The organism is Streptomyces mayteni, assembly GCF_054783955.1.
This window is the reverse complement of record NZ_BAAGPR010000056.1, coordinates 35096-50967: the sequence shown is the minus strand read 5'-3', so window position 1 is coordinate 50967 and position 15872 is coordinate 35096. Positions and strand designations below refer to the sequence as shown.

15 protein-coding genes and 2 pseudogenes are annotated in these 15872 nt (G+C 73.4%); 7 read left to right on the top strand and 10 right to left on the bottom strand.

Annotation, left to right across the window (positions count from 1 at the left end):
- Positions 1 to 397: pseudogene (locus ACYVPE_RS23360) on the bottom strand (metallophosphoesterase); the annotation flags it as partial.
- 133 nt (positions 398 to 530) lie between these two features.
- Here ACYVPE_RS23360 and ACYVPE_RS23355 point away from each other — a divergent pair.
- Positions 531 to 1829 (top strand): D-alanyl-D-alanine carboxypeptidase family protein, encoded by a 1299-nt coding sequence (locus ACYVPE_RS23355; RefSeq protein WP_461035645.1) that lies wholly within the window; start codon positions 531 to 533, stop codon positions 1827 to 1829.
- 64 nt (positions 1830 to 1893) lie between these two features.
- Here the strand turns inward: ACYVPE_RS23355 and ACYVPE_RS23350 are convergent.
- The 3 genes and pseudogenes from ACYVPE_RS23350 to trpS form a co-directional block, all read right to left on the bottom strand.
- A pseudogene (locus tag ACYVPE_RS23350) lies at positions 1894 to 2652 on the bottom strand (YihY/virulence factor BrkB family protein); the annotation flags it as partial.
- 153 nt (positions 2653 to 2805) lie between these two features.
- Entirely contained in the window at positions 2806 to 3381 is a 576-nt protein-coding gene (locus ACYVPE_RS23345; RefSeq protein WP_461035644.1) for a 2'-5' RNA ligase family protein, read from the bottom strand.
- 77 nt (positions 3382 to 3458) lie between these two features.
- Positions 3459 to 4475, bottom strand: a complete 1017-nt coding sequence (gene trpS, locus ACYVPE_RS23340) for a tryptophan--tRNA ligase (RefSeq protein WP_461035643.1) — start codon at positions 4473 to 4475, stop codon at positions 3459 to 3461.
- A gap of 146 nt (positions 4476 to 4621) precedes the next feature.
- On the opposite strand from trpS, the gene ACYVPE_RS23335 reads away from it, so the two are divergent.
- Together ACYVPE_RS23335 and ACYVPE_RS23330 are read left to right on the top strand one after the other, a co-directional pair.
- Positions 4622 to 5620 carry a malate dehydrogenase gene (locus ACYVPE_RS23335; protein WP_461035642.1) on the top strand — a complete coding sequence of 333 codons (999 nt, stop codon included), beginning with the start codon at positions 4622 to 4624 and terminating at the stop codon, positions 5618 to 5620.
- 196 nt (positions 5621 to 5816) lie between these two features.
- Positions 5817 to 6710: a glycine betaine ABC transporter substrate-binding protein gene (locus ACYVPE_RS23330; protein ID WP_461035641.1), complete on the top strand. Its 894-nt coding sequence runs from the start codon at positions 5817 to 5819 to the stop codon at positions 6708 to 6710.
- A gap of 33 nt (positions 6711 to 6743) precedes the next feature.
- Here the strand turns inward: ACYVPE_RS23330 and ACYVPE_RS23325 are convergent, their stop codons facing one another.
- Both ACYVPE_RS23325 and ACYVPE_RS23320 read right to left on the bottom strand, forming a co-directional pair.
- A complete protein-coding gene (locus tag ACYVPE_RS23325; RefSeq protein ID WP_461035640.1) occupies positions 6744 to 7196 on the bottom strand; it encodes a DUF3017 domain-containing protein in 453 nt (150 codons plus the stop codon).
- The gene (locus ACYVPE_RS23320) at positions 7193 to 8059 is read right to left on the bottom strand and encodes a bifunctional methylenetetrahydrofolate dehydrogenase/methenyltetrahydrofolate cyclohydrolase (protein ID WP_461035639.1); all 867 of its coding nucleotides are present in this window, start codon (positions 8057 to 8059) and stop codon (positions 7193 to 7195) included. The genes ACYVPE_RS23325 and ACYVPE_RS23320 overlap by 4 nt, the downstream gene beginning before the upstream one ends.
- A gap of 235 nt (positions 8060 to 8294) precedes the next feature.
- Between ACYVPE_RS23320 and ACYVPE_RS23315 the strand changes: the two genes are divergently transcribed.
- The 3 genes from ACYVPE_RS23315 (at position 8295) to ACYVPE_RS23305 (ending at position 9966) form a co-directional block, all read left to right on the top strand.
- The gene (locus ACYVPE_RS23315; protein ID WP_461035638.1) at positions 8295 to 8855 is read left to right on the top strand and encodes a DUF4234 domain-containing protein; all 561 of its coding nucleotides are present in this window, start codon (positions 8295 to 8297) and stop codon (positions 8853 to 8855) included.
- A 179-nt stretch (positions 8856 to 9034) separates the two neighbouring features.
- Positions 9035 to 9691 carry an HNH endonuclease family protein gene (locus tag ACYVPE_RS23310; RefSeq protein WP_461035637.1) on the top strand — a complete coding sequence of 219 codons (657 nt, stop codon included), beginning with the start codon at positions 9035 to 9037 and terminating at the stop codon, positions 9689 to 9691.
- 23 nt (positions 9692 to 9714) lie between these two features.
- Complete coding sequence (locus tag ACYVPE_RS23305; RefSeq protein ID WP_461035636.1) at positions 9715 to 9966, top strand: hypothetical protein; 252 nt, start codon at positions 9715 to 9717, stop codon at positions 9964 to 9966.
- 80 nt (positions 9967 to 10046) lie between these two features.
- Here ACYVPE_RS23305 and purH read toward each other — a convergent pair whose 3' ends face one another.
- Positions 10047 to 11618 (bottom strand): bifunctional phosphoribosylaminoimidazolecarboxamide formyltransferase/IMP cyclohydrolase, encoded by a 1572-nt coding sequence (gene purH / locus ACYVPE_RS23300; protein WP_461035635.1) that lies wholly within the window; start codon positions 11616 to 11618, stop codon positions 10047 to 10049.
- Positions 11615 to 12295: a phosphoribosylglycinamide formyltransferase gene (purN, locus tag ACYVPE_RS23295; protein WP_461035634.1), complete on the bottom strand. Its 681-nt coding sequence runs from the start codon at positions 12293 to 12295 to the stop codon at positions 11615 to 11617. The genes purH and purN overlap by 4 nt, the downstream gene beginning before the upstream one ends.
- Positions 12296 to 12454: 159 nt before the next feature.
- Here purN and ACYVPE_RS23290 point away from each other — a divergent pair, with 159 nt between their 5' ends.
- Positions 12455 to 13279 (top strand): hypothetical protein, encoded by an 825-nt coding sequence (locus tag ACYVPE_RS23290; RefSeq protein ID WP_461035633.1) that lies wholly within the window; start codon positions 12455 to 12457, stop codon positions 13277 to 13279.
- Here ACYVPE_RS23290 and ACYVPE_RS23285 read toward each other — a convergent pair.
- On the bottom strand, positions 13191 to 14441 hold the full coding sequence (locus ACYVPE_RS23285; protein WP_461035632.1) for a cell division protein PerM: 1251 nt from the start codon (positions 14439 to 14441) through the stop codon (positions 13191 to 13193). The genes ACYVPE_RS23290 and ACYVPE_RS23285 overlap by 89 nt on opposite strands.
- A gap of 518 nt (positions 14442 to 14959) precedes the next feature.
- Complete coding sequence (gene sucD / locus ACYVPE_RS23280; protein WP_461035631.1) at positions 14960 to 15844, bottom strand: succinate--CoA ligase subunit alpha; 885 nt, start codon at positions 15842 to 15844, stop codon at positions 14960 to 14962.
- Positions 15845 to 15872: the final 28 nt, after the last annotated feature.

Genomic DNA, 15872 nt, shown 5'->3' with positions numbered 1-15872 from the left:
CCGGCGGCCCGGCTTCGCCGGGCGACGCGGCGTCCGCCGACGCCACCGCCCCGGCGGAGCCGGGACCGGCAGCCGGCCGCTCCGCGCCGGACGGCCAGCGCCCAGCGACGAGGCGGAGGAGTTCGCCGAGGGCGAGGGTGAGGAGGATGTAGAGGAGCGAGCCGTACCAGTAGTTGCCAGGCCAGGCCAGGACCTGGACCAGTGGGAAGGGGAGGTCGAGGACGCGGTCGCCGACGACCGTGATCATGGTGATGGTCGGCAGCACCCACATCAGGATCGTGCCGATCCTCCGGTACCAGCCGCCGGGGCGGGACACGTCGCGGACGAGCCGAACCCACAGGTACCGGTGGATGAGCACGACCAGCACCGACACCACGGCGACGAAGCCCAGCTCCACCAGCCAACCTCCCGATCAAGGACCCCCCGCGACCAAGTATGGGCGAGGGCCGTCCCCCGGTTGACGGCGGCCTCTCACCGGTTTGGCTCGCTCCGCTGGTCCCCACGCGGCCGGGCGACGGTAAATTCACGATGTGCCGTTCAATCGCTCGTCTTCTTTTACGATCGCCGTTCGCGCGTTCGGGTGTGCCGCCCTCGCCACCCTCGTCCTCGCGTCACCGGCCCGCGCCGACGAGGAGTCGGATGACACCCGGGAGGAGCCCCCGGAGGCCATGTCCACCATCGGCGGGGAGCGCCTCGGCCGGCCTGGCACCCAGGTCGGCGAGGGTCCCGGCGTGCCGGAGCTGCCCGAGGACCTGACGTCCAGGTCGTGGATCGTGGCCGACGCCGAGACCGGCGACGTGCTCGCCGCGCACAACTCGCACTGGCCGCTCGCCCCCGCCAGCACGCTCAAGATGCTGTTCGCCGACACCCTGCTGCCGGAGTTCGAGCGCGACGCGACCTACCGCGCCGAGCCCGAACACTTCGCCGACATGGGCGCCGGCAGCAGCGCCGTCGGCATCGCGGACGGCCAGACGTACCGCGTCGAGGACCTGTGGCACGGCGTCTTCCTGGCCTCGGGCAACGACGCCGTCTACGCGCTGACCGCCATGAACGGCGGCAAGGAGCAGACGGTGGCGGAGATGAACGACCGCGCCGAGGAGCTCCAGGCCAACGACACCCACGTGGTCAACCCGGACGGCTACGACGCCGAGGGGCAGCTCTCCTCCGCCTACGACCTGACCCTGTTCGCCAGGTCGGGGATGCAGAACGAGGACTTCCGCGAGTACGTGTCCACGCCGCGCGCAGAGTTCCCGGGTGGCGAGCCGGAGGAGGGCGAGGACCGCGAGAGCTACGAGATCCAGTCGACCAACAGGCTGCTCGTCGGCGCCCCGGGGCTCGACCGCTACGAGGGTCTGGCGGGCGTCAAGAACGGCTACACCTCGGAGGCCGGACACACCTTCACCGGGGTCGCCGAGCGCGACGGCCGGGTGCTGCTGGTCACCGCGCTGGCCCCGGAAGAGGACGACCCGCTGGCCGTCTACCGGGAGTCGGCGGCCCTGCTCGACTGGGGGTTCGCGGCCGAGGGCCTGGTCGAGCCCGTCGGCGAGCTGGTGCCGCCGCTGAGCGAGGCGACGGAGCCGGGCGAGGACGGCGCGGCGACGCCGGGGGACGACGACAAGAACGGCACCGAGGAGGCCGGCGCGCACGGCGCGGCCGGTTCGGACGGCGACTCGGTCAGCGGGCTGCTGGTGCTCGGCGTCACGGCGGCGGGTCTGGTGGTTCTCGCGGCGGGGGCCTACGTGTTCCATCGCCGTCATCCGCTGCCCCAGTTGGCCCAGCTGTCGGCTCGCCGGTCAGGACGTCGGCGCGGAGCCGCTCCTCGGGAGTGACCGAGGTGGCCGTCCAGGCGCAGCACACCAGCAGCAGTCTGGCCATCAGGTTGATCCAGACCAGCAGCGCCACCGGGACGCCGAAGGCGCCGTAGAGGTTGCGGGTCGCGACCTGGGTGAGGTAGCCGCCGAGCGCCAGCTTGAGGAGCTCGAAGCCGACCGCGCCCAGGCCGCAGACCGTGAGCAGCACGGCCCTCGGCGGCCTGACCCCCGGCAGCCAGGTCAGCACGTAGCAGAGCAGCAGGAACGTCACGACCGCGGCGAACGCGAAGGCGGCGAACTGGATCAGCAGCGTGCCCGGGCCGTGCGCGGCCACCGCGCGCACCACGGCGAGCGACAGCGCCGAGACCACCAGCGAGAGCAGCGTCACGGCGCCGAGCCCGGCCAGCACGCCGAGGTCCTTGGCGCGCCGCAGCAGCGGGTTGCCCGGCGGCTCTGGCAGGTCCCACAGTTCGCGCAGGCAGCCGCGGAGCGCGTTCACCCAGCTCGCGCCGGTGGGGACGACGAGCAGCAGCGAGACGACGCCGAGGGCGCTGGCGTTCTCGAAGAGGCTGTTGAGGTCGAGCCGGCCCGAGATGCCCGGCACCTGGTCCTCGAACCAGTTCTCGATCTCGTGGAGCCGGCCCCGGCTCAGCACGGCGGCGCCGAGGGCGGCGACCAGGCCGAGCACCGGGAAGAGCGCCGTGAAGCTGGTGAAGGTGATGGCCGCGGCCAGCCGGCTCCAGTTGTGGGACTCCAGGTGCTGGAACACGCCCCACGCCCGGGTGCGCTGGATCCTGGCCACCGTCGGGCCGATCCAGCGCAGTCGGGTCAGTGTCTCCATCGCGCGTGCCACGGTAGGCCCTGCCGGGCCGATATCACGGAGGCCGCGCCGCCTCGGCCCGCCGCGCCGCCCACGGTGGCAGTGCGCGGCCTCGGCGCCGTCGGACGGACCGGTCGCCAGGAGGCGGCGGCTGCCCGATGCCCCGCGACGGCGTCAGGCGGCGGTCTCCGGGGTACGCGGCGTGGCCTCGGCGGCCCGCCCGCCGCGGCCGGCGAAGCGGAACTCGCGGCGGGGCTCCCAGACCCCGGCCGTGCCCTGCTCGTAGAGGGCGAAGCCGCGCACCGTCCAGGCCGCCTCGTAGTCGGCGAGTTCGGCCTGGGCGATGTCCATGGCGTCCTCGTCGATGCCGTGCGCGAGGGTGACGTGCGGGTGGTAGGGGAAGCCGAGTTCGCGGTCCAGCGGGCCGCCGGCCTCCCGCACCCGCCGCTGGAGCCGGTCGCAGGCGGTGGCGCCGGCCGCCACCCTGAGGTAGACGACGGGCGAGACGGGACGGAAGGTGTCGGTGCCGCGCAGCCGCATCGGGAACGGGCGGCCGGCGCGGGCGACGGCCGCCAGGTGGTCCTCGATCAGCGGCCGGTCGGCGGCCGGCACCTCGGTCGGCGGCAGCAGCGTCACATGGGTGGGGATGCCGGCCGCGGCGGCGTCCCCGAAGCCGAGCCGGCGGCTCTGCAGGGCGCTGCCATGCGGTTCGGGGACCGCGATCGACACGCCGAGGGTGACCGTGCCCACGCCGCGACTCCTCTCCTCGCGCTGCTCGTTTCTCGGTCCCCCGACCCCGGGTGGCGCCAACTCAGGACGAACGTGTGTCAGCGGGCGGCCGGCGGCAGGAAGCCCATCCGGTCGTAGACCTCCGCCATCGTGGCGGCGGCGACCTCGCGCGCCTTGGCGGCGCCGTCGGCCAGGATCGCGTCGAGCTGCGCCGGGTCGTCGAGGAACTCGTTGACCCGGGTGCGGAACGGCGCCACCCAGTCGGCGAAGAGCTCGGCGACCTCGACCTTCAGCGGGCCGTAGAGCTGGCCGGTGAACTTCTCCTCGATCTCGCCGACGGAGATCCCGGTGAGCGCCGAGTAGATGGTGAGCAGGTTGCTGACGCCCGGCTTCTCCTCGGGGTCGAAGCGCACCTCGGTGCCGGCGTCGGTGACGGCGCTGCGGAACTTCTTCGCGGAGACCTTCGGCTCGTCCATCAGCCAGACCACGCCCTTGTCGGAGGCGGCCGACTTGGACATCTTGGCCGACGGGTCCTGGAGGTCGTAGATCTTGGCCGCGGCCTTGGGGATGTAGGCGTCGGGCAGCGTCAGGGTGTCGCCGTACAGGGAGTTGAAGCGCTGGCCGACGTCCCTGGTGAGCTCGACGTGCTGCCGCTGGTCCTCGCCGACCGGCACCTCGTTGGCGTGGTAGAGCAGGATGTCGGCGGCCTGGAGCACGGGGTAGGTGAAGAGGCCGACGCTGGTGCCCTCGGCGCCCTGCTTCGCCGCCTTGTCCTTGAACTGGGTCATCCGGGACGCCTCGCCGAACCGGGTCAGGCAGTTCATCACCCAGGCGAGCTGGCTGTGCTCGGGCACGTGGCTCTGGACGAACACGGTGCAGCGGGCCGGGTCGACGCCGGCGCCGAGCAGCTGGGCGGCGGCCAGCCTGGTGGAGGCGCGGAGCTCGGCCGGGTCCTGCGCAATGGTGATCGCGTGCAGGTCGACGACCATGTAGAACGCGTCGTGGGTCTCCTGCAGGGCCACCCACTCGCGCACCGCGCCGAGGTAGTTGCCGAGGTGGAACGAGCCCGCGGTGGGCTGGATCCCGGAGAGCACACGCAGTCGTCCTGTGGTCATGGGTTCATTCTCTCAGGTCCCCATGGCTCCGAGGCCAGCCCGATCCCGGCCGTGCCAGGGGCGTCGGTTAACCTGACGGGCGGACCTGAAGGAACTCGCTGTCTGAGCTGTCTGAACTGTCCGAGCCCGACTTCGGAAGGCCACACATGCCAAGCACCCCCGGTGCCCCCGTCAACGTAACCGTCACCGGAGCGGCCGGCCAGATCGGCTACGCGCTACTGTTCCGCATCGCCTCGGGCCAGCTGCTCGGCCAGGACGTTCCCGTCCGGCTGCGGCTGCTCGAGATCACGCCGGCGCTGTCGGCCGCCGAGGGCACCGCCATGGAGCTGGACGACTGCGCCTTCCCGCTGCTGGCCGGCGTCGACATCACCGACGACCCGAACGTGGCCTTCGACGGCACCAACGTGGCGCTGCTGGTCGGCGCCCGGCCGCGCACCAAGGGTATGGAACGCGGGGACCTGCTCGAGGCCAACGGTGGCATCTTCAAGCCACAGGGCAGGGCGATCAACGACCACGCGGCCGACGACATCAAGGTGCTCGTGGTGGGCAACCCGGCCAACACCAACGCGCTGATCGCCCAGGCCGCGGCGCCCGACGTGCCGGCCGAGCGGTTCACCGCGATGACCCGGCTCGACCACAACCGGGCGCTCACCCAGCTGGCCAAGAAGACCGGCAGCAGCGTGTCCGAGATCCGTCGGCTGACGATCTGGGGCAACCACTCGGCCACCCAGTACCCGGACGTCTTCCACGCCGAGATCGCCGGCCGGAACGCCGCCGAGGTGATCGACGACGAGAAGTGGCTGGCCGACGAGTTCATCCCGACCGTCGCCAAGCGCGGCGCGGCCATCATCGAGGCCAGGGGCGCGTCCTCGGCGGCCTCGGCGGCCAACGCGGCCGTGGACCACGTCCACACCTGGGTCAACGGCACGGCCGAGGGCGACTGGACGTCGATGGCGATCCCGTCGGACGGCTCGTACGGCGTGCCCGAGGGCCTGATCTCGTCCTTCCCGGTGACCACGGCCGGTGGCTCGTACTCGATCGTCCAGGGCCTGGAGATCAACGAGTTCTCCCGCACCAGGATCGACGCCTCGGTCAAGGAGCTGACCGAGGAGCGCGACGCCGTGCGCGGGCTCGGCCTCATCTGATCGACCGGCGGGCGCGGGAGAGACACCGGGATTCCCCGGTTCCTCAGTTTCCCAGTTTCCCAGTTTCCCGATTCCTCGTGCGCGAGTGGTGGCCCCGGACCTCAGGTCGGGGCCACACTGCATCCCAGGCGAGTCCACGCACAGCACGCGCACCTCGTCCCACCACCGCCGCCACATCCCAGAAGGACTCCACACCATGCGGATACGTCATCCCCTGTTCGCCGGGGTGGGTGCCCTGAGCCTGCTGGCGGTGAGCGGCTGCGATCTGGCCCAGGGGATGACGGAGCGGCTGGCCGAGGACGAGCGGGAGCCGGTGGTGATCGCGGTGCCCGAGTGGCCGGGCGGGCAGGCGAACGCCGCGGTGGCCGCGTACGTGCTGGAGAACGAGCTGGACGTGCCGGTGCGGGCGGTGGAGATGAGCCAGCGGGACGCCTGGCAGCAGCTGGCCGACGGCGGCGTGCAGGCGATCCTGGAGGACTGGGGCGCGCTGCCCGACCAGGTCGAGCTGTACGTCGACCGCAAGGAGACGGTGGTCGAGGCCGGCGAGCTCGGCATCACCGGGCACGTCGGCTGGTACGTCTCCGACGACTTCGCGCAGGCCCACCCCTCGGTGCTCGACTGGCGGAACCTGAACGACTTCGCCGGCGAGCTCGGCGGCCGGCTGCTGCACGCCGACCCCGGGTACGCCACCCGGGACGCGACGATCGTCGACGACCTGGGCCTGGAGTTCCAGCCGGTGGCGGCCGGCAGCGAGGACGCGCTGGTCGGCGAGATCGCGGACGCGGCCGAGGCGGGCGAGCCGCTGCTCACCTACTTCTGGGAGCCGCACTGGCTGAGCGCCGAGGTGCCGTTGACCGAGGTGCCGCTGCCCGACTACTACCCGCGGATCTCGCTGCTGAAGTACCTGAACGCCGAGTTCGTCGAGGTGGGCGACGCGGTCGCCGTCGACTTCCTGCGGCGGTTCGCCTGGACCGCCGAGGACCAGAACGCCGTCGCCGAGCTGATCGCCGGCGACGGCCTGACCCCGGCGGCCGCGGCCGAGCGGTGGGTCACCGAGCACCCGGACACGGTCGCCGGGTGGCTGGAGTAGGCCCTGTCCCGGCGGGTCAGCCGGCGGAACCCCTCAGCCGGCGGAGAAGCGCAGCACGTCGCTGAGGAACGGCACCACGAGCCACGGCTCGGGCTCGGCCATCAGCGTCAGCAGGGTGATCAGCGCGCCGACCACGCCGTAGGTGAGCACGTCGGTGAACCGGGAGCGCACCGCGAGCATCCCGACGGCCGGCAGCCAGCCCCGCATCGCGGCGCCGCCGAGCAGCGAGCAGCCGACGATCAGCAGCCCGATCCGGAAGTCGCCGAGGGTCACGAGCAGCCCGAGCAGCGTGCCGCCGAGCACGGCGAGCAGCGGCCACTGCCGTATCGGCGCCGGGGCGCTGCCCGGCGCGGTGCGCTGGCCGCCCTCGGGGCGGGCGGTGTCGCGCGTGCGGTACTTCTCCGGCACCCGCCAGCGGCCGAACCAGCCGGCGAGCTGTCCCCGCGCCTGTCCCTGTCCCTGTCCCGCGCCGCCCACGGCCGTCACCCGCCCACCACGGCGGTGGCGCGCTCGGCGGCCTCCACCACGTTCTGCAGGAGCATCGCCCTGGTCATCGGGCCGACGCCGCCCGGGTTCGGGGAGAGCCAGCCGGCGACCTCGGCCACGCCCGGGTGCACGTCGCCGACGACCTTGCCGTGCTCGTCCCGGCTGACGCCGACGTCGAGGACGGCGGCGCCCGGCTTGACGTCCTCGGGCTTCACCAGGTGGGGCACGCCGGCGGCGGCCACGATGATGTCGGCCTGCCTGAGGTGGCCGGCGAGGTCGCGGGTGCCGGTGTGCACCTGGGTGACCGTGGCGTTCTCGCTGCGGCGGGTGAGCAGCAGCGGGATGGAGCGGCCGATGGTGACGCCGCGGCCGACCACCACCACGTGGGCGCCGGCGATCTCCACGCCGTTCCTGCGGAGCAGCGTGACCACGCCGTTCGGGGTGCAGGGCAGCGGGGCCGGCTGGCCGAGCACGAGCCGGCCGAGGTTGGTGGGGTGCAGGCCGTCGGCGTCCTTGGCGGGGTCGATGAGCTCCAGCACCCGGTTGGCGTCGATGCCGCGCGGCAGCGGCAGCTGCACGATGTAGCCGGTGCAGGCCGGGTCGGCGTTCAGCTCGTGGACGACGGCCTCGATCTCCGCCTGGCTGGCGGTGGCCGGCAGTTCGCGCTGGATGGAGGCGATCCCGACGGCGGCGCAGTCGCGGTGCTTGCCGGCGACGTACTTCTGGCTGCCGACGTCGTCGCCGACGAGCAGGGTGCCGAGGCCCGGGGTGACGCCGCGCTCCGCGAGGACGGCGACCCGCGCCGTGAGGTCTGACTTGATCGCGGCCGCGGCCGCCCTGCCATCGAGAATCTGGGCGCTCATGGGGCCCATTCTCCCGGATGGCCGGCCCCGGAATCGAATCCGGTACCGGGGAGACGGGCCGCCGCAGTGTCTCAGCTTGGCCACAGAGACCCGGTCCGGGTGGACGGGGTCGCGCCGGCGGCGGTCGAATGACGCGTCGGCGGAATTTCGGGGGCGACAGCGAACGCGCTTCGGGGAGTCCGTCGGCCAACCCCTGGTTCTCATTCATCCTCGTTCGCACAGGAGTCTCGCAGTCGTGAGCAACTACCAGGCGCCCCCCGGGGGCCAGCAGCCAGGGGCGTACCCGCAGCAAGGGGCGGTCGTGCCCCAGCAGCAGCCCGGCGGCTACGGCTACCCGCCCGCGCAGGCCGGCGCTTACGCGCCGGCGCCCGGCCAGCCGATCGCGCCGGGAGGCCAGGCCGGGGTCGGGTTCATGCTCAAGGAGCGGAACCTCGTGGCGGTGATCCTGCTGCCGCTGGTGACCCTCGGCATCTACGCGTTGGTCTGGTACTACAAGATCAATAAGGAGATGGCGGCGTTCGACCGGCGCCGTCCCCAGAGCCCGGGCACCACGCTGCTGGCCGTCACCCTCGGCGCGATCCTGATCGTGCCGCCGATCCTGTCGATCTGGAACACGGTCAAGCGGATCGCCGAGACCCAGCGAGTGGCCGGCCTGCCGCCGACCGCGAACCCGGTCGTCGGGCTGCTGATCGGCCTCGTCGGGTTCTACGCGCTGTACTGCCAACTGGAGCTGAACAAGGTCACCAGGCACTACGGCAGCCCGCCGCAGAACACCCAGGTCGCACTGGCCGTCTGACTCCCCGCGAGTCGACGGCCGTCACCCGCCCCCGTCGTACGCCGGTCGACTCCGGTGTGCGACGGGGGCGTTCGCGTGCCCGGGGCGCTTCGGCCGGCGACCGTTTGCGATCATGAGCACGACACAAGTCGGGTAGATCGGTCATCAGGCAACTCTCCACCTCTCACCGGAGGTTCCTGATGCACCACCCTCAACTCACCTCACGCACCCGCCGGTTGACCGCACTGCTGGCGGCGCTCGTCGCCGCGCTGCTGCTCGCGCTGGCCACCGCGGGACCGGCCGGGGCCCTCCCGCCCGACATCCCCGACGAAGCCCAGGCCCGCGCCGAACTCGCCACCCTCACCGTGGCCCCCGACCACTCGATGGCGGGCTACTCGCGCGCCGAGTTCCCGCACTGGATCACCGTGAACGGCTGTACCACCAGGCAGACCGTGCTGATCCGCGACGGCGAGAACGTCGAGGTGACGCCCGGCACCTGCACCCCGGTCGCCGGCGACTGGTACAGCCCCTACGACGACACCACCTGGACCAAGCCGTCCCAGCTGGACATCGACCACGTGGTGCCGCTGGCCGAGGCCTGGCGCTCCGGGGCCGACGAGTGGACGAGGGACCTCCGCCGACAGTTCGCCAACGACCTCACCACGTCCCAACTGATCGCGGTCAGCGCCGCGTCCAACCGCTCCAAGGGCGACCAGGACCCGGCCGACTGGCAGCCGCCGGCCGCCGGATTCCACTGCGTCTACGCGGAGATGTGGATCCACGTGAAGCACGTCTACGAGCTGACGCTCGGACAGGACGAGTTCGACGCGCTGGGCGAGATGCTCAACTCCTGCTGAACCAGGCGGTATGAAGTGGAGGCATGAGCGACAGGTACTCCGTCTTCACCGCGCCTCGCGGCGGGGTGATGACCAGGGAAGTCGGCGTGATCACCGGGGAGCTCGAACTCCACACGGCCGCCGGTGACGACGGCACGCTGACACTGCGCGTCCGCTACGCGGGGGCCGCCGAGTGGTACACCATCGACGGCGGCCCCTACCGCCTCCACGACCCGCGCGACCACGAGGTGCTGCACGAGATCATCGTCAACCTCCTCCACCGTCCACAGCCGTAGCGCCGCGCTGGGCGAGGCGGAGAAGGCCCCCGCCCCCGCCGTGGCGGGGGCGGTGGCGCCCCGAAGGGGCGCCGCGGTGCCTAGTGGAAGAAGTGGCGGGTCCCCGTGAGGTACATGGTGATGCCGGCGGCCTTCGCCGCCTCGATGACCTGCTCGTCGCGGACCGAGCCGCCCGGCTGGACGACCGCCCGGACGCCGGCCTCGGTCAGCACCTCGAGGCCGTCGGGGAACGGGAAGAACGCGTCGGACGCCGCGTAGGAGCCGGCCGCCCGCTCCGCGCCGGCCCGCCGCACCGCGAGCCTGGCCGAGTCCACCCGGTTGACCTGGCCCATCCCGACGCCGACCGTGGCGCCGTCGCTGGCCAGCAGGATCGCGTTGGACTTCACCGCCCGGCAGGCCCGCCAGGCGAAGACCAGCTCCGCCAGCTCGGCGGCCGCCAGCGGCTCGCCGGTGGCCAGCCGCCAGCCGGCCGGCTCGTCGCCCTCGGCCTGCAGCCGGTCGGTGACCTGCGCCAGCGTGCCGCCGTCCACCGGCCGGTACTCGATCTCGGCGGCCGGCGCCTCCGGGCAGCGCAGCACCCGGATGTTCTTCTTCCTGGCCAGCACCTCGACCGCGCCGTCCTCGTAGCCGGGGGCGACGATGACCTCGGTGAAGATCTCCGCCACCTGCTCGGCCATCGCCACCGACACCGGCCGGTTGACCGCGATCACGCCGCCGTAGGCGGACAGCGGGTCACAGGCGTGTGCCTTCCGGTGCGCCTCGGCCACGTCGGAACCGACCGCGATGCCACAGGGGTTGGAGTGCTTGATGATCGCCGCGCACGGCGCCTCGTGGTCGTAGGCGGCCCGCCGCGCGGCGTCGGTGTCGACGTAGTTGTTGTACGACATCTCCTTGCCGTGCAGCTGCTCGGCCGCGGCCAGCCCTGAGCCGCCGCCGTCCGCGTAGAGCGCGGCGGCCTGGTGCGGGTTCTCGCCGTACCGCAGCACCCGCTGCCGGGTGAAGGTGAGGTTCGCGTTCTCGGGGAACGGCTCGCCCTCGGGGGCGTCGAGCCGCGCGAACCAGCCGGCGACCGCCGCGTCGTACTCGGCGGTGTGCTGGAACGCCCGGGCCGCGAGCCGCCGCCGCTTGGCGAGGTCGAAGCCGCCGGCCTCGACCGCCGCCAACACCTCGGGGTAGCGCGCCGGATCGACGACCACCGCCACGGACGGGTGATTCTTGGCCGCGGCGCGCACCATCGAGGGCCCGCCGATGTCGATCTGCTCCACGCACTCGTCGACGGAGGCGCCCGACTCCACGGTCTTCCGGAACGGGTAGAGGTTCACCACCACGAGCTCGAACGCCTCGATGTCGAGCTCCGCCAGCTGCGCGCGGTGCGCCTCGAGACGCTGGTCGGCCAGGATCCCGGCGTGCACCCGGGGGTGCAGCGTCTTCACCCGGCCGTCGAGCACCTCGGGGAAGCCCGTGACGTCCGCCACCTCGGTGACCGGCACCCCGGCCGCCGCGATGGTCTTCGCCGTGGAGCCGGTGGAGACCAGCGTCACCCCGGCCGCGTGCAGCCCGGCGGCCAGCTCGGCGAGGCCGGTCTTGTCGTAGACGCTGATCAGCGCCCGACGCACCGGGCGCCGCGACTCATCGTTTCCTGCGCCGGTCATGGGATAAACACCTTCCGTCCCTCGATGCTGTAGCCGTCCCGGGCGAGCCGCCCCACGACCTCGACGAGCAGCTCCCGCTCGACGTCCTTGATGCGCTCGTGCAGCGCGGCCTCGTCGTCCGCGTCCTCGACGGACACGGCCCGCTGCGCGATGATCGGCCCGCTGTCCACGCCGGCGTCGACGAAGTGCACCGTGCAGCCGGTGACCCGCACGCCGTGGTCGAGCGCTTCCCGCACCGCGTGCGCGCCGGGGAAGCTGGGCAGCAGCGCCGGGTGGGTGTTGACGACCCGCCCCGCGAAGCGGGCCAGGAACTCGGCGCCGACGATCTTCATGAAGCCCGCCGAGACCACCAGGTCAGGACGGTGCTCGGCCACCGCAGCGGCCAGCGCCCGATCCCACTCCGCGCGGGTGGCGTGGTCACGCAGCCGGCAGACGAACGTCGGCAGCCCGGCGCGCTCGGCACGCCGCAGGCCCTCGATGTCGCCGCGGTCCGCCCCGACGGCCACCACCGCGGCGCCGTACCCGGGGCCGCGGTCGGCCACCGCGTCGAGCAGGGCCTGGAGGTTGGTGCCGGAACCGGATACCAGAACGACGACGCGCGCCGGCGCCGCCGGCTCAGCGGGAAGAGGCACGGCGAAACTAACTCTCTCTTCGTCTCTGCGGCATCTCTGCGGCATCTCTGGGAGATCTCCGCGGCGGGCCCCGCACACCGGCACGGCGGGCGCGGGAAGTACCCGGCAACGATACCGGCACGCCTCGCTCCCCCCGTCCCGTGGGGCGGTGCGCTCCAGGTACGGTCGAGGGAACGCAACTACCAGGGAGACTCGACTACCACGATGACGGACCGACGCCGTGCCTCCGACCGCCCTGAGGGGCCGGGCGAGGAGCACAACCCCTTCGCCCCGCCGCCCGAGGGAGCGCCAGACCGTCCGTGGCAGCCGCGTCACCTGGACGGCGAAGGACAGGACGGCGGCCGGCGGGGCGACGAGGACCGTGGCGAGGACCGCGAGACGAACGGCCGGCAGGACGAGCCACGACCGCGCTGGGGCAGCCAGTGGAGCAGCCGGCAGCCGCGCCGTGGCAGCGGCCGCTGGGGCGAGCCGTCCGGCGGCCAGGACGGTGGCTCGGGCGGCGGCCCGGCGGGGCCCGGGCGCTGGGACCCGTCCGACCCGGCCCAACGACACGCGCGCTACGCGATGCTGGCCGGCATGTGGGGCGTGCTCACGGCCGCCCTCGGCTGGGAGTGGCTGGCGCTGCTCCTCGGCTCGCTCGCCCTCTACTGGGGCATCAGCTCGCTGCGCGGCGGCCCCAAGCAGAGCCCGGAGGCCAGGGACCGCCGGGTCGCCGCCCTCCAGGGCGGCCCCCCCGCCCCGACGCCGGGCCCCTCGGGCCCCTCGGGCCCCTCGGGCCCCTCGGGCCCCGCCCAGGGCGGCGCCGCGCCGGCCAGGGCGGGCACCTCGTCCCCCGGGCGCGCGTCTGCGATCTCCGGCGTGGTGCTGGCCGGCGTCGCGCTGCTGCTCGTCGGCGCCTCGTACACGCTCCAACTCGTGTACAAGGACTACTTCGACTGCGTCAACGACGCTCTGACCAGCCCATCCCGCCAGTCCTGCGAAACCCTGTTGCCCAGCGAACTCCGCCCCTACTTCGGCGAGCCGGACTGAGCCGGATCTCCTCCAACAGCCGCTCCTCAAGGGGCCGCTTCGCGGCGCGCAGCCGCCAGGCGCGCATCACCAGCGCGAGCGGAGTGGCGAGGCCGGCCGTCCAGGCCGCGGCGGCCAGCGCGACCAGCCAGCGGTCGGGGCCGAACTCGGCAAGCGCGGCAGTGCCGAGCGGCCCGCCGGCGAACGCCGCCAGCCCACCCATGGCCGCCCCGGCGCCGGCGGCGGCCAGCAGCGCGGTACCGGCCGTGGCCAACCAGCCGTCGGCCAGCGGCCGCGAGCCGACCACCGGCGCGGCCGAGTGCGCCACGAACCACGCCACCACGAGCACCAGGGCCGCCGGCACCGAGGCGGTGACCGCCCACATCCAGGGCTCGGCGTGCGGCGCCGACGGCACCATGGCCAGCAGCGGGAACTCCGGCAGCGCGGGCTCGCCGCGCACCGCGAGCGGGCCGACCAGGCTCCCCGCGCCCAGCGTGAACCCGGGCCCGAGGCCGTAGGACGCCGCCCACACCGCCACGTTCGGGGCCAGCGTGCTGGCCAGCAGCAGCACCCCGACCCGGCCGGCCCAGTCGTTGGTCAACGCGGCGAACACCTCCTGGGCGACCCCGGCGTGGCTCAGCAACGCCCCGGCGGCCAGCAGCGCACCGGCCCCACAGCAGGCCACGGTCCCGGCGAGCGCGGCCCTGGCCGCCGCCCGCACCCGCCCGTCACCGGCGGCGAACGCCGCCAGCAGCGTGACGCCGGCGGCGAACAGCGGCAGCCGCACGGCCGCCTGGAGCGGCACGGCACTGGACGCGATGACGCCCGCGGCGACCACCAGATACCCGAAGGTCATCGCCACCGCCCCCCACACGCCGTTGCCCCGGGCGGCCCGGTAGAGCAGCGTGGCCGGCAGCGCGGCCAACGCCAACGGCGTCAACCCGACGGGCGCCGGCACGCCGCTGACGGTGTCCACCCGCAGCAGCTCCACGCCGTGCGCCAGCAGCCACAGGTCGGTGGCCGTCCGCGTGGCGGCGCCGGGGCCGATCCCGGGATAGGGCGAGAGCGTCCACAACAGCAGCACGGGCACGGCCACGATGCCGAGCCCGAGCCCGGCGGCCAGCGCCCCGTCGAACAACCAGCGGACCTTGACCCGGACCTGACCAAGCGAAAGGTGTCCCACGGCGGCCATGCTGCCAACGACACGGCCCGACCTCGGTCCGGCACACCGGCGGGAGGCCTTCCCCCACCCACCCGCCCCGCGGGCCGGACGCCGCGCGGGGCTTTCCCCCACCCACCCGCCCTCACTTCCGCGCTCCGCGCGGGGCGGCCCGTCCGCCGCGCGGCCCTGGCGGGCCGCCGCCGCAGGCACGAGCCGCCGCCCGGGTCCGACGCTGCGCGTGGCTATCCCCACCCACCCACCTCTTCCGCGCTCCGCGCGGGGGTGGCGTCACCCCCGCGCGGAGCGCGGGGCGCCGCCTGCGGCGGAGCCGCTTGGCCGCCGGCACGGCCGGCCGCGCCCCACCGCGCGGAGCGCGGAAAAGGGCTCGTGGGGGCACCTCCCAGCGGTAGCTGGGGGAAGGTGGGGGAAGACCCGCGCGGAGCGCGGGGCACCCCACCGGCCGGCGGCCACGCCAGGGCCACCGCGCGGAGCGCGGGGCGCGGGGCGCCCCACCGGCACGCCAGGGCCGCGCGGCGGCGTCAGCCCGCGAGGAGTTCCCTCGCCAGCCGCGCCGTCTCCGACGGCGTCTTGCCGACCTTGACGCCCGCCGCCTCGAGGGCCTCCTTCTTGGCCTGCGCCGTACCCGACGAGCCGGAGACGATCGCGCCGGCGTGGCCCATCGTCTTGCCCTCGGGCGCGGTGAAGCCCGCCACGTAGCCGACCACCGGCTTCGTGACGTTCTCGCGGATGAAGTCCGCGGCCCGCTCCTCCGCGTCGCCGCCGATCTCGCCGATCATCACGATCAGGTCGGTGTCGGCGTCCGCCTCGAACGCGGCGAGCGCGTCGATGTGGGTGGTGCCGATGATCGGGTCGCCGCCGATGCCGACGCAGGTCGAGAAGCCGAGGTCACGCAGCTCGTACATCATCTGGTACGTCAGCGTGCCGGACTTCGACACCAGGCCGATGCGGCCCGGCTTGGTGATGTCGGCCGGGATGATGCCCGCGTTGGACTGGCCGGGGGTGATGAGGCCCGGGCAGTTGGGGCCGATGAGCCGGGTCTTGTTGCCCTTGTTGCCGGCGTGGGCCCAGAACGCCGCGGAGTCGTGCACCGCGATGCCCTCGGTGATCACCACGGCCAGCGGGATCTCGGCGTCGATCGCCTCGATGACCGCGTCCTTGGTGAACTTCTCCGGCACGAAGATCACGGTGACGTCGGCGCCGGTGGCCTCGATGGCCTCCTTGACGCCGCCGAACACCGGTACCTCGGTGCCGTCGAAGTCGACCGTCTGGCCGGCCTTGCGCGGGTTCACGCCGCCGACGATGTTGGTGCCCGCGGCCAGCATGCGACGGGTGTGCTTCTGGCCCTCGGAGCCGGTCATCCCCTGGACGATGACCTTGCTTTCCTTGGTGAGGAAGATAGCCATTTCTCTTCTTGTCCTCGTCTGCTGATCT